Source organism: Caballeronia cordobensis (assembly GCF_001544575.2).
Lineage (GTDB): Bacteria > Pseudomonadota > Gammaproteobacteria > Burkholderiales > Burkholderiaceae > Caballeronia > Caballeronia cordobensis.
This window is the reverse complement of sequence record NZ_FCNY02000008.1, coordinates 197,312-219,997: the sequence shown is the minus strand read 5'-3', so window position 1 is coordinate 219,997 and position 22,686 is coordinate 197,312. Positions and strand designations below refer to the sequence as shown.

General features: G+C 63.1%; 22 protein-coding genes. 6 read left to right on the top strand and 16 right to left on the bottom strand.

What is annotated here, in order from left to right:
- Positions 1-32: 32 nt before the first annotated feature.
- The 10 genes from AWB70_RS17410 to AWB70_RS17365 form a co-directional block, all read right to left on the bottom strand.
- Positions 33-1,208, bottom strand: a complete 1,176-nt coding sequence (locus AWB70_RS17410) for an ABC transporter substrate-binding protein (protein WP_053570496.1) — start codon at positions 1,206-1,208, stop codon at positions 33-35.
- A 66-nt stretch (positions 1,209-1,274) separates the two neighbouring features.
- Positions 1,275-2,174, bottom strand: coding sequence for an MBL fold metallo-hydrolase (locus AWB70_RS17405; RefSeq protein ID WP_053570497.1), 900 nt, complete (start codon positions 2,172-2,174; stop codon positions 1,275-1,277).
- Positions 2,175-2,273: 99 nt separating this feature from the next.
- Positions 2,274-3,326 carry an amidohydrolase family protein gene (locus AWB70_RS17400; RefSeq protein WP_053570498.1) on the bottom strand — a complete coding sequence of 351 codons (1,053 nt, stop codon included), beginning with the start codon at positions 3,324-3,326 and terminating at the stop codon, positions 2,274-2,276.
- A 1-nt stretch (position 3,327) separates the two neighbouring features.
- Positions 3,328-4,635, bottom strand: a complete 1,308-nt coding sequence (locus AWB70_RS17395) for an MFS transporter (protein ID WP_063786726.1) — start codon at positions 4,633-4,635, stop codon at positions 3,328-3,330.
- A 200-nt stretch (positions 4,636-4,835) separates the two neighbouring features.
- Positions 4,836-5,615, bottom strand: a complete 780-nt coding sequence (locus AWB70_RS17390) for an SDR family oxidoreductase (protein ID WP_053570500.1) — start codon at positions 5,613-5,615, stop codon at positions 4,836-4,838.
- 49 nt (positions 5,616-5,664) lie between these two features.
- A complete protein-coding gene (locus AWB70_RS17385; protein ID WP_045456864.1) occupies positions 5,665-6,312 on the bottom strand; it encodes a GntR family transcriptional regulator in 648 nt (215 codons plus the stop codon).
- Between the two features lie 213 nt (positions 6,313-6,525).
- On the bottom strand, positions 6,526-6,960 hold the full coding sequence (locus tag AWB70_RS17380) for a Zn-ribbon domain-containing OB-fold protein (protein ID WP_235024275.1): 435 nt from the start codon (positions 6,958-6,960) through the stop codon (positions 6,526-6,528).
- 8 nt (positions 6,961-6,968) lie between these two features.
- A complete protein-coding gene (locus AWB70_RS17375; protein WP_053570501.1) occupies positions 6,969-8,153 on the bottom strand; it encodes a thiolase family protein in 1,185 nt (394 codons plus the stop codon).
- Positions 8,150-9,367, bottom strand: a complete 1,218-nt coding sequence (locus AWB70_RS17370; protein ID WP_053570502.1) for a CaiB/BaiF CoA transferase family protein — start codon at positions 9,365-9,367, stop codon at positions 8,150-8,152. The genes AWB70_RS17375 and AWB70_RS17370 overlap by 4 nt, the downstream gene beginning before the upstream one ends.
- Positions 9,368-9,386: 19 nt before the next feature.
- Positions 9,387-10,532 carry a CoA transferase gene (locus tag AWB70_RS17365; RefSeq protein WP_053570503.1) on the bottom strand — a complete coding sequence of 382 codons (1,146 nt, stop codon included), beginning with the start codon at positions 10,530-10,532 and terminating at the stop codon, positions 9,387-9,389.
- Between the two features lie 179 nt (positions 10,533-10,711).
- On the opposite strand from AWB70_RS17365, the gene AWB70_RS17360 reads away from it, so the two are divergent.
- The 3 genes from AWB70_RS17360 to AWB70_RS17350 all read left to right on the top strand — a co-directional run bounded on the left by AWB70_RS17360 (position 10,712) and on the right by AWB70_RS17350 (position 12,543).
- The gene (locus tag AWB70_RS17360; protein ID WP_053570755.1) at positions 10,712-11,260 is read left to right on the top strand and encodes a DUF2889 domain-containing protein; all 549 of its coding nucleotides are present in this window, start codon (positions 10,712-10,714) and stop codon (positions 11,258-11,260) included.
- Between the two features lie 99 nt (positions 11,261-11,359).
- A complete protein-coding gene (locus tag AWB70_RS17355; protein WP_082378148.1) occupies positions 11,360-11,812 on the top strand; it encodes a DUF2000 domain-containing protein in 453 nt (150 codons plus the stop codon).
- Positions 11,809-12,543 carry an enoyl-CoA hydratase/isomerase family protein gene (locus AWB70_RS17350; RefSeq protein WP_053570504.1) on the top strand — a complete coding sequence of 245 codons (735 nt, stop codon included), beginning with the start codon at positions 11,809-11,811 and terminating at the stop codon, positions 12,541-12,543. The genes AWB70_RS17355 and AWB70_RS17350 overlap by 4 nt, the downstream gene beginning before the upstream one ends.
- A 37-nt stretch (positions 12,544-12,580) precedes the next feature.
- Here the strand turns inward: AWB70_RS17350 and AWB70_RS17345 are convergent, their stop codons facing one another.
- Positions 12,581-13,813, bottom strand: a complete 1,233-nt coding sequence (locus AWB70_RS17345; protein ID WP_053570505.1) for an MFS transporter — start codon at positions 13,811-13,813, stop codon at positions 12,581-12,583.
- Positions 13,814-14,303: 490 nt separating this feature from the next.
- Here AWB70_RS17345 and AWB70_RS17335 point away from each other — a divergent pair, with 490 nt between their 5' ends.
- The 3 genes from AWB70_RS17335 to AWB70_RS17325 are packed head-to-tail and all read left to right on the top strand — an operon-like array spanning position 14,304 to position 18,510.
- Positions 14,304-15,875, top strand: coding sequence for an MFS transporter (locus AWB70_RS17335; RefSeq protein ID WP_053570507.1), 1,572 nt, complete (start codon positions 14,304-14,306; stop codon positions 15,873-15,875).
- 11 nt (positions 15,876-15,886) lie between these two features.
- Positions 15,887-16,963, top strand: a complete 1,077-nt coding sequence (locus AWB70_RS17330) for an HlyD family secretion protein (RefSeq protein WP_053570508.1) — start codon at positions 15,887-15,889, stop codon at positions 16,961-16,963.
- A complete protein-coding gene (locus AWB70_RS17325) occupies positions 16,960-18,510 on the top strand; it encodes an efflux transporter outer membrane subunit (protein ID WP_053570509.1) in 1,551 nt (516 codons plus the stop codon). Before AWB70_RS17330 ends, AWB70_RS17325 begins: the two co-directional genes overlap by 4 nt.
- On the opposite strand, the gene AWB70_RS17320 is transcribed toward AWB70_RS17325, so the two are convergent.
- From AWB70_RS17320 to AWB70_RS17300, 5 genes are all read right to left on the bottom strand, one after another.
- Positions 18,511-19,449, bottom strand: a complete 939-nt coding sequence (locus AWB70_RS17320) for an aldo/keto reductase (protein WP_053570757.1) — start codon at positions 19,447-19,449, stop codon at positions 18,511-18,513.
- 55 nt (positions 19,450-19,504) lie between these two features.
- On the bottom strand, positions 19,505-19,888 hold the full coding sequence (locus AWB70_RS17315) for a nuclear transport factor 2 family protein (protein ID WP_053570510.1): 384 nt from the start codon (positions 19,886-19,888) through the stop codon (positions 19,505-19,507).
- 55 nt (positions 19,889-19,943) lie between these two features.
- Positions 19,944-21,263 carry an epoxide hydrolase family protein gene (locus AWB70_RS17310; protein ID WP_053570511.1) on the bottom strand — a complete coding sequence of 440 codons (1,320 nt, stop codon included), beginning with the start codon at positions 21,261-21,263 and terminating at the stop codon, positions 19,944-19,946.
- 65 nt (positions 21,264-21,328) lie between these two features.
- Positions 21,329-21,676, bottom strand: coding sequence for a BON domain-containing protein (locus AWB70_RS17305; protein ID WP_063786727.1), 348 nt, complete (start codon positions 21,674-21,676; stop codon positions 21,329-21,331).
- A gap of 146 nt (positions 21,677-21,822) precedes the next feature.
- Positions 21,823-22,680: an alpha/beta fold hydrolase gene (locus AWB70_RS17300; protein ID WP_053570513.1), complete on the bottom strand. Its 858-nt coding sequence runs from the start codon at positions 22,678-22,680 to the stop codon at positions 21,823-21,825.
- Between the last annotated feature and the right edge of the window lie 6 nt (positions 22,681-22,686).

The window sequence follows — 22,686 nt, the reverse complement described above, 5'->3', positions numbered from 1 at the left end:
CTTCGCCGGCCGGCCGCGCGGCAGGGGCGCCTTTACGGCGTGATGACGGCCTTCACCGATGCCTTGCCGTTCGTCACCTCCTTGATGACGAACGTGTGCAGCAACTGATGATCGACGCCATAGTCCTTCGCGCCGGTCCACACGACCTTGCCGAAGATCGGCGCGTCGTAGCCCGTCATCTTTTCGAGCTGGTCGCGGATCTGCGTGGTGTCGGTCGAGTCGGCGCGGCGCATCGCTTCGAAGAGCATGTTCGCCGCGTTGTAGTACACCGGGGCCAGGCCGTTCATCACGCCGCTGTATTTCTTCTGATAGGCGGCGACGAACGGCTTCACGCGCGGCAGCGATTCATCGATCACGTCGTACTTCATCATGCCGTTGGCGAGCGGCCCGGCAATCTGGATCAGCTCGTCGATGCCCGCGCCGCCCGACTGGATGATGATGCCCTTGTAGCCGACCTGCCTCGCCTGCTTGACGAGCAGCCCCGCCTCACCCGGCGCATTCGCGTTGAGATCGAACACGTCGACGTTTTGCGCCATCATGCGCAGCAGCAGCGGCGTGAATTCCTTCGTGCCGCGCTCGTAGGCATCCGTCCATACTTCGAAGCCGTTCTTCTTGTACGCCTCGGTGAGGATCGGCACGCCCGACTGGCCCGTCGCGTCGTTCGGCGCGATCATGCCGATCTTCTTCGCGTTCGGCGAGTTCTTGTGCAGCCATTGAACGATCGGTGTCGAGAATTCCTGCGTGCTGTTGTTGACGCGGAATACGTACGCGCCCTTCCACTGATTGCGAAGGATCTGCGGCGCATAACCGTCGACGAACTGCAGGACCTTCGCGGGCTGCGTGACCGGCAGCGAGCCGAGCGCGCCCGGCGATCCGACCGGCCCGAAGATCACCTTCACCTGATCGCGGTTGACCAGCCGGTCGGCGGCCGTCTTCGCTTGCGCGGCGTTGTACTGGTCGTCGTACGCGATCAGTTCGAGCTTGTAGGTCTTCCCGGCGAGCTTCAACCCGCCCGCTTCGTTGAGCTGGTCGATTGCGATCTGCACGCCGCGCTGGAGCCCGAGGCCCCACGCGGTCCCGCCCCCCGATAACGACGCGATCACGCCGATCTTCATCGTCTCCTGGGCGTGCGCGACGCACGCGGCGCCGCTCATGGCCGCCGCGCACAACGCGCGAATCGCGATGGTCTTCAGCGTCTTACTGATCATACGGATATCTCCTTTATGGTTTTCGTGCCGCCTGCCCGGCCGCCGCGGTTCAGGCCGTTCTTTAATTCATTTGCCGTCGAAAGCGAAGCGGAACCGGTCGCCGTGACTGACGATGCGGCCGGCCGTCGGCGACGGGAAATGCCCGGTCAGCAACAGCGTGTCGGTATCCGCATAGCGGTGCATCAGCGCGAGCCGGGTGTCGTGGGCCTGCTTCGCGTCGAAATCGGCGAGATTCGTCAGCGACGGATCGGCGAACTGGATCGGGTGATGGATCACGTCCCCGGTGAACACGGCGCGCTCGCGGCCGTGGTCGCCGACATTCACGAATACGTGGCCCGGCGTATGGCCGCAGGCGGGCGAGAGCCAGACGCCCTCGCCCAGTTCGCGTTCGACCACATGATCGAGCTCGACCAGATCGGCGCGTCCGTGCTCGTGGATGGGCAGCACGCTGTCCTCGAACGAACCGCGATTGACCGGCGTTTCCGGATGCCTGCGATGCTGATCGAACAGATATTCGAATTCGACGCGCGCCATCAGGTAACGCGCGTTCGGAAAGGTCGGCACCCAGCGGCCGTTTTCGAGCCGCGTGTTCCAGCCGACGTGATCGGCGTGCAGGTGCGTGCAGAGCACGATGTCGATCTCTTCCGGCTCCACACCGATCGCGGCGAGATTGGCCAGATAGGGCGTGTTCAGGTCGTTCCAGGCGGGCATCGACGGCCGCTGCTTGTGATTGCCGTTGCAGGCATCCACGAGAATGGTGTGATGCCGCGTGCGGATGACGTAACTATGAAAGCTCATGTACAGCCGGGTCGAGCCCGGTTCGACGAGGTTCGGGCCGAGCCAGTCGCGATTGGCTTCGACAATGGCTTCGTCGATCGACGGGAACAACCAGCGCGCTTCGAGCGGCAGCCGGCTGATTTCGTCGAACTTGCGGATTTCGGTGTTGCCGATTCTCTGCGCTTGCACTGCTGTCTCCTGGTCATTCGGTCTTCGGTTGCGTTCTTCCGAATATATATTACGGTATGCTTAATGTTTGAAAACGATGCGAATTCTGCGTGCGCCGCCTTATCGGATACGGTAGAAGCGGGCCGCGGTATCGTGAAACAACGCAGCGCGGTCTGACGCAGGCAGATTCGCCGTCACGCGCTTGTAGGCATTCCACGCGATGCCGTAGCCGAAACAGCCCTTGTCCACCGGGAAATTGCTCTCGAACATGCAGCGCGAAGCGCCAAACGTCTCGATGCAAGTCTCGACATACGGCCGGATCGCCTCGGCCACCGATGCGGAATCAGGCGGCAGCGCCGTTCTCTCAAAGTCGAAGCCGAAGAGCGGCATGCCGAAGCCGCCCAGCTTCACGTGCACATTCGCGTAGCTCGACAGCCGCGCCATGTCATCGCGCCATGCCGCGAACACTGCGTCGCGGTGCCCGCGGTACGGCCCGAGCGCCAGCGGGCCGCCGACGTGATTGAGCACGATCGGCGTATCGCCGAATTTGTCCGCTAGCTGACATAGCTCGGGCAGTTGCGTGTGAATCAGCCATGCATCGAATGCAAGCTGGCGCGGCGCCAACTGCGCAATGCCGGCCTGAAACGACGGATCGAGCAGCAGCCTGGCCGGCGGCGTCGCGGCCGATGGACGCACGTCCGGGTTGGCGTGCCACACGGCGATATTGCGGATGCTGCGCAAGCGCCCTTCCGACACGTCGATCAGGTGATCGAGCGCCGGCCCCGCCGCCGCCCCGAGCGTCAGATCCACGTTGCCGACGAACGCGGCCCCGACGCGCGTGAAGGTGCCGAGCGCCTCGGCCTCGCGCGCTTCGGCCAATGCGAAGCGCATTTCACCCGCCGACGCGCGTTCTTCCGGGCCATCGGTGTCGTAGTGCGTCTTGCATTCGACGAACACCGTCGCGCGGACATTGTGACCGCTCGCGAGATCGTCGAGCAGATCCCGCGAGCGATAACGCTTGTCCGCAAACTCCCACAGATGATGGTGCGCATCGATGATCGGCAGGTCGGGTTCCAGTGCCGGTTCGGTGCGAAGCGCCAGCCATTCCGGGCGTATCGCAATGTGCGGCGCAGCCTTCGCGATGTCGCGCGGCGCGGTGAGCGGTTCGTTCATGTCAGCCTCCGATCTGCCCCGTCACATCGCCTTGCAGCGCCGCGCCGGGACGCTCGCCGATCGGCGAACGCGTGAGAAACCACGATGACAGCGCGCCCATCACGAGCAGGCCGCCCGCCGCCGCGAACGCGGTGTCGAATCGCCCGGTCGCCTGCACCACATAGCCGGTCACGATCGGTGCGAGGAAGCCGAACACGTTTCCGCCGATCAGCAGCAGGCCCGTCGCGCGGCCGAGATCGGCCTTCGAGCGCAACAGGTCGCCGAGCAGCGTGATGTTGAGCGCGTTGCCCGTCGCGACACTGCCCAGCGCCATCGTGATGAGCAGCAGAATGCCTTCGATGCTGGACACCCAGGGCACGAACAGGATGACCGCGCCGCCTAGCACGACGGAGCCGAGCACGATGCGCCGGCGTCCCGCTTCCACCGCGCGCGCCGTCAGCAGGCGGTCGCTCAACATGCCGAGCGCCACGGAAACAACGATCGATCCGATGTACGGCAGCGCCATCACGGTGCCGCTCTTGAGCAGCGTCATGCCGCGTTCAGCCTGCAGGTAGTTCGGCAGCCACGTCAGAAACAGATATTGCGTGTAGGCGCCCGCGCCCTGCGTGAGCATGAGGCCCCACATCGTGCGGCTCGCGATGATGCGGCTCAGCCCGATCGGCTGCGACGCGACCGCCTGCGCTTGCGATACGGTCTCGCGCTCGCGGCGAATCGTTTCGCGCTCTTCATCGGAAATCCACGAGGCCTCTTCGGGCTGACGGAAAAATGCGAGCCACACGGCCAGCCACACGAAACCCACGAGACCGCAGATGGCGAACGAGATGCGCCAGTCGAGCACCGATACGAGCCAGGACAAGCCCACCGCACCCAGCGCCGGACCGAAGTACGCGCCCGAGTTGAACACCGTCATCGCAGTGCCGCGCTCGCTGCTCGGCACCCATTCGCGGATGATCCGCGAAGCCGCCGGATAGCAGCACGATTCGCCGACACCCATCACCACGCGCGCGGCGACGACGCCGCCCATCGATGTGGCCGCGCCGGTCAGCGCGGTCGCGGCGGACCAGAGCGCCATGCTGAAGGCCGTCACCGAGCGCGAGCCGAATCGGTCGATGAGCAGGCCCATCGGGATCAGGCAGAGCGTGTAACCCCAGAGAAAGGAAGAAAACAGATAGCCGAGCTGAACCTTGTCGATGCCCAGCGCCGCCTGGACGTGGCCGGCCGACACGGACAGCGCGACGCGATCCAGATAGTTGATCGCGGCGAGCGCGAACAGCATCAGATACACCCAGTAGCGAGATCTCCAGCGCACAATCGTCTCCTTTTTGCTTGCCGGGCTTCGCTGGCCGGCAACGCGATTCCTGAAAGTGATGTCGCAAATATAAATTATATTTTCCATCCGGACAACGCGCTTCTGTCGAACGAGGGTTTGCACCGACGCTCTCATCGTCGTCCAGGCGACGCAAAACAGTTTGTTATCCGAATCAGTTCGGGAAGATTTCCCCGATGTGACTACCGGCCGCCCGACACCACCAGGTTGGCGCTCAGCACATACCCCGCGTCGTCGTTCAGCAGCCAGAGAATCGCGTTGGCGATCTCCTCCGGCGATCCGCCGCGTCCGATCGGAACTTCGTCCGCGAGACGCTCGATGCGTCCGGGTTCGTTGAAATCGGTGTACACGAGGCCCGGAGAAACCGCATTCACGCGGATGCCCTCGCGCGCCACTTCCTTCGCGAGGCCGATGGTCAGCGAATTGACCGCGCCTTTCGATGCCGCATAGTGCACGCGCCGGCCCGCCGATCCGTGCGCAGCCGCCACCGACGATACGTTGACGATGCGCCCGCCCGCGCCGCCGCGCTCCGTCGACATGCATCGCACGGCTTCACGGCAACAGAGGAAATAGCCCATCACATTGACGGCGAGGGTTTCCTGCAGCGCGGAGACGTCGAGGTCCGCGAGACGGGTCGAGCCGCCGCTCACGCCCGCATTGTTGACGAGATCGGTCAGCGGGCCATAGCGTCGCGCGACCTCGTCGAACATGGCGACGACGGCGCGCTCGTCGGACGTATCGGCTTGCCACGCGAATGCGTCGCCGCCCGAGGACACGATCTCGTCGGCGAGCCGTTCGGCGGCCTCCACCCCATTGCGATAATTGATGCAGACGCGATAGCCGCTGCGCGCGGCGCCCCGCGAGACGGCCGCGCCGATGCCGCGCGAGCCGCCGGTCACGATCAGCGTGCGGCGCGCGCCCGGCGCGCCGAGAGGTGAAACGGGATTGCGAGAAGTGCTCATGGTTGCCCTGCGTCTCCTGGAAAAGGTCCAGCTTCCCGTTCCGGCGCGGTCATTCTTTCGCCGGTTCCGTGGCGTTCTTCTCCACACGATGCCAGCCGGCCTCGATGTGCTCGACCATCGCCGCCAGCGCGCCGGCACGATCGCCTTCTTCGAGCCGGCGCAGAATCTCTTCGTGCTCGTGCAGCAGTTGCTTGAAGCGGGCTGCCTGGTCGTCGTGGAAGTTGAACGGATACTTGGCCCATAACACCCGGACGAACTGCAGCGTCTGCGGGCGATCGGCGATTTCATAGATTCGAAAGTGAAACCGGACGTTGGCCGCACGCACCGGGAACGGCTCGCGCGCCTTCGTCAACTTGCTCAACTCGCGATGGATCGTGCGCAGCTCGGCGATCTCGTTGTCCGTGATCTTTTCGAGCGCCCACTCCGTGAGCCGGCGCTCCAGCACCACGCGCAACTCGAAGATCTCACGCACGCTCTTGCGGTCTATCTCCGGCACGAGCAGGCCTTTGTGCGGGATGCTCAGCACAAAGCCCTCCATTTCGAGCGCCTTGAGCGCCTCGCGCACCGGCGTGATCGATACGCCGAGTTCCTCCGCGATCTCCGCCTGCTTCAGCTTCTCTCCCCGCCGGTACTCGCCCGAGATGATCCGCTCTCTCAGCCGCTCGGCCACCTGATCCAGCTTTGTTCGAAACACCATATGAACCCCAGAGTGTCCTGCCTTGTCCGCTCGCGGCCGCGCCGCGCAAATCCGCGGCTGGCCCGTGCCTGTCGTGTCTGCCGGAGCGGTTCGCCGTCCGGCAAGGAGCACATTGTAAGGGGCAAATAAAATATATGATCCTCGGCCAGCCGCACCCGGCGTGCGCCAGAACGCTCGCGAACCGCCTTGTCAGACGCTCGAATGCGCGCTCGCTCAGGAGCGGGTCCCGTCCGTATCCAGCACGAATTTGGGCAGCACGAAACCGTCCGGCATCGGCTTGAAGATCATGCGGACTTGCTTGCCGATCCAGCTTCCCTCGGGCAGCGGGGCTTCAAGGTTCGAGACAAGCACGGCACCTTCTTCCAGACGTACCGCAATCACGTTGTAGGGCGCCGGGTATGCGTCCAGATAGGTCTTGTGAAAGACGACCCAGGACAGCACCGTGCCACGCCCCGACACGCCGCGCCATTCGAGTTCGCTGGAGAGGCAGTGCGGGCAAACCGGCCCCGGCGGGTAAAGCACGGTGTCGCAGGACGCGCAGTGCTGGAGCTTGAGCGCGCCATCGCGGATGCTCTGCCACATCGGTGCGTCGTACATGCCCATCACCGGTTGCGGCGTGCGCGGCGCTTCGGCGGGTGTCTCAGTCATGTGATTTCCTATCGGCTATAGATGATCGAAACGGCCTTGCCGGCGACATCGGATGTGTAGTGCGCGTGCCGGCAATCGTCGATCTGACGCTCGCCGCATTCGCCGCGCACCTGGCGCACGCATTCGATCTGATGCGCCCAGCCCTGCATATAGGTCTCCGACAAGTGCCCGCCGCCCGTATTGGTCGGCAGCTTGCCGCCCGGCCCGATGCCCTCTTCGCGCAGGAACCGCCCGACGTCGCCGACCGCGCAATAGCCGTAACCTTCGAGCGCGAGCGGCACATGCACGGAGAAGCTGTCGTACACCTGGAACAGGTCCATGTCTTTCGGGCCAAAACCGGCCATCTCGTAGGCCTGACGTGCGCAGTCCTGCTGCGCGGACAGGTAGAAGTCGGTCAGGCGCGGTTCGAGGCTGGTGGCGCCGCGGTTCAGATCGCGCCGCCCGATCGCCTCGATATACACGGGCGGCTTTTTGAAGCGCGCCGCCCGCTCGGCCGTCGTGACGATCAGCGCGACGCCGCCGTCGTTGATCATGCAGTAGTCGTACAGGCGCAGCGGCTCGCAGATGTACTTGGCCTCGCGGTATTCGTCGAGCGTGATCCGCTTGCGCATCACCGCGTTCGGATTCATGGAGGACCACGCGCGCTGCGCGACCGCCACGTGCCCGAGGTCATCGGGCTCGAAGCCGCGTGCCTCGCAGAAGGCGCGGAACGTCAGCGCATACAGCGCGCCTTGCGAGGTGAGGCCCCATGGCGAGTGATACACGTACGAGAGAAACGCATCGCCGCCCATTGCCTGCGGGCCGCCGTACTGGATCTGCGCCGAGCGCTGATCGTTGCCGTAGACGAGGGCGACCGTCTCCGCGAGGCCTGCCTGAATCGCCGTCACCGCCTGAGCGACCGACAGTACCGCATCGGCCTGATCGCCCCAGCGCGGATCGATGCCGAGCACTTCCGACATCCGCTCGTAGGCCGTCGTCGGACCGACGATGAGACCGTCGATTTCATCCTTGCCGATGCCCGCGTCGTCGAGCGCCTGGCGCAGCGCGATCGCGCCGTAGCCGTAGCTATCGGTCGGCTTCTCGCCGCCGCGCACGCGCTTCCAGTCGCCCACCCAGTCCGAATGGCCGACGCCGACCACCGCTGCCGCCCGGCGCAGCGCTTTCGACGGGCTTGCCGCTTTCCACTCGCTCACGAAAACACTCCTTGATCGTTCAGTTCGTCCAGTTGCTTTCCGGACATACCAAGCAGGCGGCCGAGCACCTCGCGGGTATGCTGGCCGAGCAGCGGCGGCGGCTGAAGCTCGACGCGCTCGCCGTCGATGAGATACGGCGGCGAGTTGAGCAGCACCGCGCCGATCTCCGGATGCTGCACGTGCTGCCAGTAGTTCCGATGCGCAAGCTGCGGATCGGCTTCGATGAGCCTGCGCGAATGCGCGACCTCGGACACGGCGATCCGTTGCGCGCGCAGCGCGGCCACGATCTCGTCGGGCGAATGCGTTGCGCACCATTCGGACACGGCCTGCTCGACGCGATCCTGCGCGGCCAGGCGGCCGGCCGCGGTGGAAAGCGAGGCATCGTCGCCCAGATCCGCGCGCCCGATGATCGCGGTGAGCGCGCGCCACTGCGCGTCGTCCGTGACGGCCACGGCGACCCACTGATCGTCGCCGCGCGCGCGAAAGATGTTGTGCGGCGCATGGCTGCGGCTGCGATTGCCGATCTGCGGCGGCTCGCGGCCCGTTGCGCTCGCCTCGACGATGGCCGGGCCGACGAAATTGATCGTCGATTCGACCTGCGACAGATCGATCTTCATGCCGCGCCCGGTCTTGCGCCGATGCGCGAGCGCGGCGAGCACCGCGAACGCCGCGTGATAGGGATTCGCGGCGTGATCCGGATAATGCGTGCCCGGACCGACGGGATCGGCGGGACCATAGGCCGTCTGCCACATGATGCTCGTGACGGCGCTGATCGTCATGCCGACGCCGAGCAGGTTCGCGCGCGGGCCGTCCTGTCCGTACATCGGCATCGACAGATAAATGATGTCGGGCTTGATCTCGCGCAGCGCCTCGTAGCCGAAGCCGAAGCGGTCCATCGCGCCGGGGCCGAAGTTGTTCGACACGACATCCGATTTTGCGACCAGCTCGCGCACGATGCGCTTGCCTTCCTCGGTCTTCAGGTTCAGCGAAATGCTTTTCTTGCCCGTGTTGCGCGACGCAAAGTAACCGCTGCGGTTTAGTCCGAAGACGCCATCCTTGTAAGGACCGGCCGTGCGCACTGAATCGAGGCGCGTGGTGCTTTCGATCTTCAGCACTTCAGCGCCGAAATCGGAGAACACCTTCGTGCCGAACGGACCTGCTCCGGCCCATGTGAGATCGGTAAAGCGAACGCCTTCAAGGAAATCAGGCTTCATGAAGTCTCCTCTTCTTGTGTCACGCCGGCTGCGGCTGTTCATTGCCGGCGATGGCGGGCCTGAGCTTCCATACGGGCTCGGACAATCGATAAGGCGCGCCGGGAAAGCTCACGCGCGCGCCAGCGAGCGACAACGCCACTTGCTCGAAGTACTCGCGGTGTCTGAGCTGAGGGTCGTCGAGCACGTCGGTGACCCGGGCCACCGGACCCATCACGATCTTGCGTTTCAGCGCCTCTTGCGTGAGCTGATCCTGCGTGTAGTCCCGCGTGAACGATTCCAGCGTCTGACGGAATATCGACTTCGCCTCGCCCGTGAGCCGCCATACGCGATCCGCCCAGCGCTCCTTCGTGAGCTCTTCCGCCGACGGATGTCCCGTCTCCTGAATCCAGTCCACGAGCGCGTTCCACGACACGCCCAGCGAGCGCGGCGCCGCCAGGAAAATCAACCCGTCGCGGCAGGCGAACATGTCCTCGCTCGCGTCTCGCGTGCCTTCGCCGCCACGCATCGACACCTTGCGCTCGAAGTCCCACATCTGGATGGAGTTCTGCAACGAGTGGGCGATGCACTCCTGCGCCGATACGTCCACCTCGTGACCGCGGCCCGTGGCCAGCGTGTCGTACAGCGCCAGCGATGTCGCCGTTGCCGCGTATACCCCCGTGACCATCGTCGCTTGCAGGCCCGGCAAGCGCAGCGGCGCATCGGTCAGACGGCCCGACAGCCAGGCGATGCCGCCCGCCGACTGCAGCGTCAAATCGGTCGCGGGCGCATCCGCCCACGGACCCGTGCGTCCGAAAGGCGAGATCGATGTCACGACCGCCAGCGGAGCCTGCTGCCGCACCCACGACAGTTCGTCATACAACGGACCGCCGCGCTCGAGCAGGATCACGTTCGCCGACTGCGCCAGCGCCGCGAACGTTTCGCGGCCTTTCGCGGAGGTCAGATCCAGCGTCATGCTGTCCTTGCCCGCGTTCAAGAACTCGAATTCATAGACCGCCGGCTCGCGTTCGATTGCGTCCGCCGATGTCGCCGCCCGCCGGTCAGGCAATCCGCCCGGCGGTTCGATACGCGTCACCCGCGCACCGAGATCCCCGAATAGCCGGCCCACGTAGCGGCCGAATTCCCACGTCAGGTCCAGTATCTGGACGTCTTCAAATGGACTATTCACTGCTCCTCCTTGGTTCCCCGTGCACAAAATATAATTTATATTCTATATGCGCGCAAGCGGGTCGATGGGAGTCTTAGCTTGCGGATGCGTTGCGATACCGTATGCATCAACTCGATTGCAATCGTCCCTTCACATGCGAAGCCGGCTTGCTCCGGCATCGCCCTTCATTGAGCTTGCTGATGCCACTGTCCACGATTGAAGAGCGGGAATTGCTGCACACACGGCGTATCGAAGCGAATGGCTATGCGAGGCCGGGCGGTCTTTACGACCTCGAAGCGCGCCTCGTCGATGTCAAAACACACGACAAGATCGGACCCGCCGGCACGCGTCGCGCTGGCGAGCCCATTCACGACATGTCGCTGAGAATCACGATCGATACCGACATGCATATCGTCGCCGCCGAGGCGTGCTTCGATGCCCTTCCTTATGAGAACGTGTGCGACCGCATCGCGCCCGACTACGGAAAACTCGTGGGACTACGCATTGCGCCGGGCTTGAGCGCGGCGGTGAAGGAACGCCTTGGCGGCACGCACGGCTGCACGCATATGACGGATCTGATCGGCGTCCTGGCTACGCTCGCCTTCCAGACCATGGCGAATCAGCGCGCACGGGATGCGCAGAATCGCGAGCGGCCGTTTCAGCTGAACCGGTGTCATGCCCTCGCGACGGACGGGGAAGTCGTCCAGCGCTACTATCCGCGCTGGTTCGACTCTGCAAAGAAAAGTTAATTGGACGGGCACCTTTCTCGACCGCTGCAAAATCGTCCAATACTTTTGAAGACGAAGCCAATAGCATTCGCTTTATGGCTAGTCCTTCAGGAGAGAGCAGTGTCCTTGCAAACCGAAATGCCCGCTTTGAACCCGCCAGAGGCCACGCAAAAGCCGGAGCGTTGTGTCATCGTCGTCGATGAATCGCTGACGCCCGGTAAAGCGTCGAACGCAGCCGCGGTCGTGGCGTTCACGCTGGGTCAGCGTCACAGCCGTCTCGTTGGCGCCCCTTTGCGGGAGGGCGATGGCACTGCGCACCCCGGGCTCATTCCTGTCGGCATTCCCGTGCTCAAGGCGACGTCCCTGCAACTGAGCGAATTGCGCCGGAAGTCGCTCCAGCACTGCGACGTCGTCGACTTTCCCGTACAAGGACAGGCCACTACCGACTACGACGCGTTTCTCGATGCCGTCCTCACACATCCTGGAGAATCGCTCCAGTACCTGGCGGTCGGCCTTGTTGGCCCGAGAAACAGGATAGGCAAACTGGTTGGCGGCTTCTCGCTGTTCGCATGATGGAAGCCAGAATTACCCATGAACTCAATGGCCAGATCTGGTCCATTGGAATGAACCGCCCCGAGAAGCGGAACGCGCTCGATGCCGTGATGTTCGACGCGTTGGCGGATGCGCTGCTCCTCGCGCAGCGCGACATACGGGTGCATTGCGTGCTGCTGCACGGAACCCGCGATAGCTTCTGCTCAGGCCACGACACCGCCGCGTTCGAGACGCTGTGGCCGCAGGCCGCCGACGGTGCGGTCCGGCGCTGCATCGACGCGTTCTCGGATCAACCCAAGCCGCTGGTCGCGGCGGTCAATGGCGCGGCGGTGGGGTTCGGCGCCACGATGCTGCTTCACGCCGACTGGGTGGTCGCGGGCGAGAGCGCGATGTTTCGATTTCCGTTTGCCGATCTCGGCATCGTTCCCGAGGCGGGAGCAACGGCTTTGCTAGGCCGCCGTGTCGGCGATCTGACGGCGCGCGACTGGTTGTTGAGCGGTCGCCCGATTACAGCGGCAGAAGCCTTGGGGCATGGATTTGTTTCGCGCGTCGTAGCGGACGCGGATGTCCGCGCCGCGGCGAACGATTACGCCATGTGCCTCGCCGCCAAACCGCCGGGTGCGCTGCAAGCTGCGCGGCGCCTGTTGCAGGAGGGGGCGACATTGCCGGCGCGAGAGGCGATCGAGAAGGAACTCGACCATCTCAACACGTTTATCCCGGCTGTCGTTGGGACATCGATCTCTCACGGCTAAAGAGATCGGCGCGCTTCCGAAGGTGCGCGCGTCCCGCTCATCGCGTACGCGCCCAATGCGCGAGTCCCGCGCACGCCAACAGCACGCCGCCGGTCGCGAAGAACACGGAATGCAGGCCGAACAAGACACCGATCTGCCCGCCGATCACCGGTCCAATCACTTGCCCGCCGAACTGCGCGGATTGCAGATATCCGAGCATCTGTCCAGCGCGACTTTCGTGAACGGCGCTGCGTGCAAGCTTGGCGATCGACGGCAGCAGCCCGGCGAGCGTCATGCCCATAAGCACGCGCAGTCCGGCGAGTTGCCACCATTGGTGCACGAACGCCTGCGGAATCATCGTAATGCCCGTCAACACCAGACATACGACGATCACATTCCAGCTTCCGATGCGGTCGGCGAGCGCGCCGAGCCGCGCCGCCGTCAGCATGCTGCCGAGGGCGGAGCACGCCATGACGACACCCGCGATGCTAGCCACATGATCCGGCGTCACATTGAGACCGCCGATATATACGGTGATAATCGGCTCGATCGACATATTCGCGAGCAGCACCATCATCGCGGTCGCGAGTAACGCGGCGACGACGCCGTAATTCGCCTTGGGCGTCTCGGCCGATGCCGTCCGCGTCGCGCTCGCCTTCGCATCGCCGCGATTGAAATCTTCCTTCACGAGCGTAATGGTCAGGAGCGCCGCCACCGCAATCATTGCCGCCCCCGCGAAGAACGTGCCGCGAATGCCGAAAATCCCCGGCAGCATTCCGCCGATGAGCGGCCCGACAAGATTGCCCGCGAGCGCGCCCGTCGACAGAATGCCGAGCGCCCAGCCCGCCCGTTCGCGTGGCGCCTGCGTTCCGATCATCACCGTGGAAGCCGATGCGTAGCCGCCTATCAGCCCGGCGATCAGACGCAGTACGACCAGTTGCTGGACCGAATGCGCGACGCCGATCAGCGACATCACCACAGCCATGCCGAGCGCCGCGCGCACGAGCATCGGTTTGCGGCCATACCGATCGGCGAGGCGTCCCCATAACGGAGCCGTGACGGCGGTGCCAAGAAACGTCGCGCTGAAAGCGACACCCGACCATTCGATGACCGCCGACTGCGACTCGACGCCGAGTTGCCGCACATACAGGGGCAAGAACGGCAGCAGCATGCTGAGACTCACGAGCGTCGTGAAGGAGCCGAACACGCAGACGGCAAGGTTGCGCCGCCAGTATTGTTCATTGCGCGCGGCATAGCCGGTCGGCGCCGTGGCCGTAATGAGTTGACTCATTTCGACCTTAGATTGATTCGAGACTACATATCGCATGCCAACTCCACACGTGCACCAGGCGCTCGACGCGCCCTTACATGCACTGAAGTCTATATTCGATTGAATCGAGAGAGAATCCATGCGATTCGGAAGTCACTCTTCCGATAGGCGGTTCAATCCCGATGAAGTTGTCGAACATCCGGCGCAAGCGCGACGTAGCGATATTGGCGAACTTCATTGTCTGCACGAAAACTGCAGCCGCAATTTCTCGCGCGTACACTCTACGCAGCCCAAAATAAAAAACGGTGACTCGCGCAAACGGAACCATGCATTCCGCTGCGGGACGCTCGCGCAAGGCAATGTCATTGGTAATGCGGCCTCTCTCGCCTTCCCGCACGTGCGTTCTCCTGAAGACCATGTGTATTAACCGGATAAGAAACGGGTCTCGTCATCGGAACGCACGATGCCGTGATGCGATGTCTGACCGAACACGCGCAACAGGTCAACCATCATGAATATCAACAACCTGGTCGCACGCGAACCCGCACCCCCACAGGCTGCGCCGCAAGATGCGGGGCTGTCGTTGCGCGTCGCGGTGGGGCTGATTGGCATGCTGCTCGCCTCTCTTCTCGCGATCCTGAACGAACAGGTCACGGCGTTCCCCCTGTCCGATATTCAAGGCGCCTTCTCCATCGGACATGACGATGGAACCTGGTTCACCGCATGGTTCGAAGCGGCCAACGTCGCCACGATGATCTTCGCGCCGTGGTTCGGCATCACGTTCACGCTCAAGCGCTTCACGCTAGGCGCCGTGCTCGCCACGATGCTCATCGGGTTGCTGTGCCCGTTCGCCTCCTCGCTGACGGCGCTGTATGTCTTGCGCGTCCTGCAGGGCATCTCGGGCGGCTGCCTGCCGCCCATGCTGATCATCGTCGCGCTGCGTTACCTACCGCCGAAAATCAAGCTTTACGGACTCGCCGGATATGCGCTGACCGCGACGTTCGGGCCGGCGCTCGGCACGCCGCTCGCCGCGCTGTGGACGGAATACGTCCACTGGAAGATGGTGTTCTGGCAGATTCTGCCGCTCGGCCTCGTGAGTTGTGTCGCGATTGCGTGGGGTCTTCCCGACGATGCGTTGAAGCTCGAACGGTTTCGATCCTTCAACTGGACAGGCTTGCTTACCGGGTTTCCAGCGGCGGCGATGCTCGTGATCGCGCTCCTGCAAGGCGATCGACTCGACTGGCTAAGCTCCGATTTCATCTGCGCAATGTTTCTCGGTGGCACCGTGCTGCTCGTCGCGTTCCTGGTCAACGAGTGGTTTCATCCGATGCCGTTCTTCAAGCTGCAACTGCTGGCGCGCAGAAACTTCACGCATGGCCTGATCACGCTCGCCGGCGCCGTCACACTGCTGGTCGGCGTCTCCGCGATTCCGGGTCAGTTTCTCGCCCGCGTGCACGGGTATCGCGCCCTGCAGTCCGCGCCGCTGTCGATGCTCGTGGCACTGCCGTTATTGATCGTGCTTCCGCTGACGGCCGCGACACTCAACCTGCGCCGCGTCGATGTGCGATGGGTCTTGACGCTCGGCCTGTTGTTCATGATCGCAACGTGCGCGATGGGCAACTACATGACCTCCGAATGGATTCGCGACAACTTCTATTGGTTGCAGTCTTTGCAGATCATGGCGCAACCGATGGTGATTCTCTCGATTCTGATGGGCGTCACCACCGGCTTGCCGCCGACCGAGGGGCCCTTCGCGTCCGCGATGTTCAACACCGTCAAGACGTTCTCCGCCGCCGTGGCGACCGGTCTTATCGAAGGAATCGGCACCGCTCGTGAACGTTTTCATTCCAACTTGCTCGTCGATCAGCTCGGTAACCGCGCGCTGATTACCAGTCAGAGCATCGACGCGACGCACGGTGTTGGCGAACTCGCGCATCGCGTGCATGAGCAGGCGCTCGTGCTGGCATCAGCCGATCTATATCGCGTCATGGCGTGCGTCGCCGTTGCGCTGCTCGTGCTCGTTCCCGTATTGCCTGTGCGTATCTATCCGCCGTGGTACGTCAAGCCGTCGCCCTCCCCTTAAGGGACGTCATCATGCCATCCTTCATTCGCTCTCATTCCAGGCTCATCATCGCCGTGGGATCGGTCGTTGCGCTCGCTGTCGTGGCATGGATTTCGATCAGGCTGTTTTCGCATCCGGACGTCGAATCCACCAACGATGCGTATGTGCAGGCCGATTTCACACTCGTTGCACCACGTATCGCCGGCCAGATCTCCGATGTCATGGTCAACGACAATCAGATCGTGAAGGCGGGACAACTGCTCGTGCGCATCGACGATCGAGACTTTCGCGCCGCGCTGATGAGTGCCGAAGCCGATGTCCGCGCAGCCCGCGCATCGGTAGCAAACTTCGATGCCGAGATCGCGCGGCAACCTTCGCTCGTCGATCAGGCCCGCGCGACGCTGCGCTCCGACGACGCCGCCATTCAATTCGCGCGCGCCAACGCATCACGCTATCAAAACCTTTCGGATGCGGGCGCCGGCACCGCGCAAGAGCAGCAGCGCGCGTCGAGCACGCTCGCCCAGCAGCTCGCGCAACAAGCGCATGACCGTGCCGCGCTGAAGACGACGGAGCAAAATCTGGACGTGCTTCGAACGCAACGCGACAAGGCCGCGGGCGCGCAAGCGCGTGCCGAAGCGTCGCTGGAGCAGGCGAAGCTCAACGTCTCGTATACGGAGATTCTTGCACCTGTCGATGGCAAGATCGGCCGCCGATCCGCGCGCGTCGGCGCATTCGTGACGCCCGGTGCGCCGGTGCTCGCCGTCGTTCCGTTGGCGCAAGCGTACGTGGTCGCCAACTTCCAGGAGAATCAGATCGCAAGGATGCGGCCCGGCGCAAAGGTGCGCATCAAAGTGGACAGCTTTCCCGGCGTCGTGATCCGCGGCCGCGCCGAAAGCCTCGCGCCCGCTACCGGTGTGAGCTTCGCGCCCATCGCGCCCGATAATGCGACCGGCAACTTCACGAAGATCGTTCAGCGCGTGCCGGTCAAGATCACGATCGATGACGGACAGGAAGCGGCATCGGGTTTGAGCGTGGGGCTTTCAGTCGAGGCGGAGGTCGCGACGGGCCGGCGCAATGAAACGCTCGCACGGGGAGTCGAGGCCAAATGAATCCGAACGAGCACTCCTTACGCGCGATCGCGCTTGCCGTACTCGCATGCGTCTCGATCACGGGCTGTATGGTCGGCCCGGACTTCGAGCGCCCCAAGGCCGCCGCGCCCGATGCTTTCGACCGCACGCTAACGGCGCAGGCCCCGAGCAAGGCAGTTGCGGCGCCCTTCATACCCGACTGGTGGACCCTCTTCGACGATCCCATGCTGAACGCGCTGGAACAGCGTCTCGCGGACTCCAATCTGGACGTGGCCGCGGCAACTGCGCGCCTGCTTCAAAGCCGTGCGCAGCGGCGCATCGTCGGCGCTGCCGGGTTGCCGACACTCGATGCCGCCGCGTCCTATAACCGCGAGCGCGGCAGCGAAAACGGCATCCTCTCGCTGCTCGGCGTGACACCCTCGCAGAGCCAGCCGCAATCGGCGTCCGGCAGCGCGCCGCTCGGTGTATCGGCGATACCGGGCTCCAAAGGATCGCCGGCGTATGACCTGTATCAGGCCGGCTTCGATGCATCGTGGGAAATCGACATCTGGGGCCGCGTCAGACGCAGTGTCGAAGCGGCCACGGCTTTGAACCATGCATCGTACGAAGATCGAAACGCGATTCTTCTGGCGGCGCGCGCGGAACTCGCGCGTGATTACGTCGATTTGCGCAGTACGCAAAGCCTGCTGGAGATCGCGCGGCAGAACCTCGGCATCGCGCGGGACGCGGTGAAGCTCACGCAAGTTCGTGTGCGAGAAGGCGTCACCACTGACCTCGACGTCGCCAACGCCCTCGCGCAGATGGAAATCATCGAAAGCCTCATTCCTACGCTCGAATCCCATCGCGATACGAGCATCAACGCCATCGGCGTTCTGCTCGGCGAGCAACCGGGCGCATTGCAACACATGCTCGCCGACACGCGTGATGTGCCCACGCTTCCGCGTCAGGTTCCGGTCGGCTTTCCGTCCGAGCTCGCGCAGCGCCGGCCCGACATCAAAAAGGCCGAAGCTCGGTTGCATGCCGCGACCGCATCCATCGGCATGGCGAAAGCCGATTTTTATCCGCGCATTGCCTTGAATGGCAGCGCGGGATTCCAAAGTCTTCAGCTTTCGAATCTCGCCGATTGGGCGTCGGGACAATTCGTCGTGGGGCCTTCCATCACGTTTCCGATCTTCGAGGGCGGACGGCTCAAGGGAACACTGCAGCTTCGCGAGGCGCAGCAGCAGGAGGCGGCGATCGTCTACAAGCGCACGGTGCTCGAAGCATGGCGCGAGGTCGATGATGCCCTGCTCGTCTACGATGCCGAACAGCGGCGGCATGAGCGCCTGACGACCGTTGTTACGTTGAACAAGCGTGCGCTCGGTATCGCGCAGCAACGCTACAAGGCGGGCGCGCTCGACTATCTCGACGTGCTCAACGTGCAGAGACAGTTGCTGGATGCGCAGAGCAAGCTCGAGGAAAGCAAGGCGACGGCTGCGGAGAATCTCATCACACTGTGCAAGTCGCTCGGCGGCGGATGGGAGTCGACCTATGGCGATGCCACCCCGCTGACAAGCGAGCCTCGCTGACTAACTGATTCGAGGAATGAATCCGGGGCTCCCGGTCTTGACGACTTCATTGAAACGCTGCCTCGTCTCGATGCCATCGATCTCGTCGAATGCGTCATCCGGCAACGCGGAGATATCGAAGTTCTCGCGCGCGCGCTCTTCGGTCTTGGGCGTCGTCAGCAGCGCGGTGCCGCGTTGCACGGCCCATGCGAGCAGCAACTGTGCCGGCGTTCTGCTCAATCGCGTGGCAAGCCGGGCGACGACCGGATCATCGAGCGGTCCCGGTCTGATTCCGTGTCCCAAAGGCGCGAAGGCGAGAAATATGATTCCATGCGCCTTGCAAAACGCCAGCAACTCGCTCTCGGGTAGATACGGATGGGCTTCGACCTGCACCGCGGCCGGTTTGATTCGCGCAGATTCGTAGAGCGAGCGCAGATCTTCGAGACCGATATCCGATAGCCCGATGGCGCGGCATCGGCCGTTATCGACGAGGCGCTCCATCGCTTTCCAGGTATCGAGCAGTGTTACGCCTTCATCGTAAAGCACATTTCCTTTCGCATCGCGCGGATCTTGCTCGTCGCCGGGCTGAAAGGCGAAAGGCGTGTGAATGAGATACAGATCCAGATAGTCGGTCCGAAGCCGTTCGCAGCTTGCATCGCACGCCGCTTCGACACGTTCCGGCCGATGATTCGTGTTCCACAGTTTGGTGGTGACGAAGATGTCGGCGCGCGAAAGCCCTTCGCTCGACAGTCCCGCTTGCAAAGCGTCACCGACTTCGCGTTCGTTGCGGTATCGCTCGGCGCAGTCGAAGTGTCGATAGCCCACCTTCAGCGCGGTTCGGGTTGCGCTCGACGTAAGGGCCGAATCGGCGATCAATGTGCCGAAACCGATGGCGGGCATTTGACCACCACCGTGTTCGAGCGGCAACTTCTTCAGCCGGAAATCATCGGGCATGTTCATGTTCATACCTCCGCAGTCGGTGTGCTCTGGATCGACGCCGCCGTGCCCTAAGGCGTCAGGGAATGCGCTGCACCCATTGACTCCGCCACGCGGGCGCCTCGAACGCTTCGCTGAAGTACTGAGTCTCGTGCGTGACCTTTCCGTTCGCAAACGACATGATGCTCACCGTATAAGCCGCGCGCTCCCGATACGTGATGACGTATTCCGTCACCCAAAGGTCGCCTGCTCCCTGTATCCGCCTCACCTCGAAGCCCGATGGCCGGTCCGGATGGCTCGAACGCAGTGCCTGGAGATTCGCTCTGCCACAGATACGTTCGCCTGATTGAGGATAGTCGCAAACGGCGCTGTCGTCGTAGATATCGTGCTCCGCGTCGAGATCGCCGGCGGCCGAGGCGAGCCAGTGTGCATCCAGTGCTTTACGTATCGTCTCATCGTGCATGGCGTTCTCCTATGCTTCGTCGATTTCTATATCGTAGTCTTCGTCGATCATTCAGTTAGCGTACCGACTGAAAACTCGCGCGGATCTCCTGAGTGAAAAGCTGAGGCTGCTCCCACGCCGCAAAATGTCCGCCCTTGGAAAGACGGTTGTAATGGATCAGCTTCGGATACGCCCGCTCCGTCCAGCTGCGCGGCGCGGCATAAATCTCGTCGGGGAATACGCTGACGGCGACCGGAATCTCGACATGTTTCGGCGCGAAGAAGTTGAACTTGTTCTCCCAGTACAGTCTCGCCGACGAAATGGATGTGCCCGTCAGCCAGTACAGCGTAATGTTGTCGAGGACGTCATCGCGCGTCAGGCCTTCGGGCTGTCCCTGGAAAACGCGCGCGATCATTGCCTGGCTGCTTGCGTCGTGATCGAGCATCCAGGCTGCCGCCCCTATCGGCGAGTCTTGGAGTCCGTACAGCGTTTGCGGACGATTGGCCATCTCCAGCGCATAGCCAAGGCCATGCTTGTAGAAGAAGTCGAGTTGATCGAATGCATGCTTCTCGTCTTCGGACAGATTCGCCGGCGCGGGCTTGCCGTCTTTCAAAGCACTGGCGATATCGTCGGGAACGGTCGCCGGCATGTTGGTATGCATGGCGAGCAAACCGGGCGGCCTCAGCAGCGCCATTTGCTCGGTGACTGCATTGCCCCAGTCGCCGCCCTGCGCAACATATCGCGTGTAGCCAACGCGTTCCATCAGCACGACCCAGGCGCGCGCGACGCGAGCCGGGTCCCAGCCCGTCGTCGTCGGCGTACCGGAGAAGCCGTATCCCGGCAGCGACGGAATCACGACATCGAACGCATCCGCCGGCGCGCCGCCGTGAGCAGTCGGGTTCGTCAGCGGATCGATGATCTTCATCTGCTCGATGACGGAGCCGGGCCAGCCATGCGTGATGATGATCGGCAACGCATTCGCGTGGCGCGAGCGCACGTGTGTGAAATGAACGTCGACGCCGTCGATCTCGGTGACGAACTGAGGATGCGCATTGAGCTTCGCCTCGACTTTTCGCCAGTCATACGTCGTGGTCCAGTAATGCGCGACGCTCTGCATCGTCGCGAACTGCACGCCCTGAGAGGCATCGGGAACCGTCTCGCGAACAGGCCACTTGGTCGCCTTGACGCGTCGTCTAAGCTCCGTAAGCTGCGCCTCCGGCACATGCACGTGCAAGCGCCGCAACGCGGTCTTGTCGCTGCCGGGCGGTCCGGATGTGGTGGTGATAGCCGTATCGGCGAAGACGAATCTGCTCGCGGAACCCGCTGCCGCAGCCGCAACCGCCGTTTCCATGAAGCGACGACGTGACGACGCTTCGGGTCGAGTACTGTCTGCCATGTCACTCCTCTCGGGGTTCGTTTTTTCACGCGCGCCGCTGTCATGCTGCCTGTGTGCGCCGCGATTCAATTGCCTGGTTCGAGGACGGTGAGCCGGTTGTCGACCCGCTGAACACCTGCAACTTTCGATGCGGCCGTCTGTGCCGAATCGATCTGCGACTGATCCGGTGCATACCCCGCCAACGTGATCGTGCCGCCGCGTGCAAGCACATTGATATGCGACGAGTCCAGACCCGGCACTTTCGTGAGTGACTGGCGCACGGAATGGCTCAGTGCGCGATTCTCAGTGCGGACTGTCTTCTTGCTGCCCGCTGCCGTGCTATCGGACGATGAATCCGCGGCCGATGCCCGCGGAATGGTAACGGCCGATAGAAACATCAATGAAGCGGCCGCAGCGACGGTGATACTCGACATTCGGATTCGCATGCCATCCTCCTTTCAGTAACGAAGAACGACCGGCACAACGCAGGACGCCAGTCGGCATGCTTCATTACAGGACGGCGCGCGCTTTCCTTCAATCGTCCCAGGGTATGGCGAATCATGCCGCCGGTATGTTTTCGCTAACTTGAACGGCGTAAAAAATCGCGGGCGATCTCGGTGATTTCATCGGCCTTCTCATCGAGCGCGAAATGCCCGGCATCGAGCAAATGAACCTCCGCATCGGGAACGTCGTCCCGGTACGCATGCGCTTCGCCCGGCAGAAACGATGGGTCGTAACGTCCCCATACGACCAGCATGCGCGGCCGATGGCGGCGAAGCCATGCCTGCCACTTCGGATAGGAAGCGACGTTGGTCCGGTAGTCGTAGAAGAGATCGCTCTGTATTCTCGTCTGGTTCGGGCGCGACAGAAACGCAAATTCGTCGGTCCACAAATCGGGATCGTATCGATCGGCGTACGGGCTCGTGCCGACATGACGCGCTTTCGCGGCCGCGAGCGACATCAGGTTCTGCTCGACCGCAGCCTGATATTTGTGGCGATTGGCCCAGAACGCGCGACGCGTATCCCATAACGGCCCGAGACCCGACTCGTGCGTCACGGCGTTTTGCACGATGATCGCCTCTACACGTTCGGGATGGGCGAGCGCAAGCCGAAAACCCACTGGCCCGCCGTAGTCCTGCACGTAGAGCGTGTACGACTCAAGTCCCAGCGCATCCACGAAGTCCCCGATCACCTCGGCAATGTGATCGAACGTGTAGGCGAATGTCTCGGGGGAAGGCGCGTCGCTATGACCGAAGCCCGGAAAATCCGGTGCAATCAGGCGATATTCGTCGCCGAGGCTTCTCAGCAGCGGTTCGAACATGCGTGACGACGAGGGAAATCCGTGCAGCAGGAGCACGACGCGTCGATTGTCGCAGCCGGATTCACGATAAAAAATCGATAACTCGCCGACAGCGATGGATTGATATCGAACATGCATGATGAT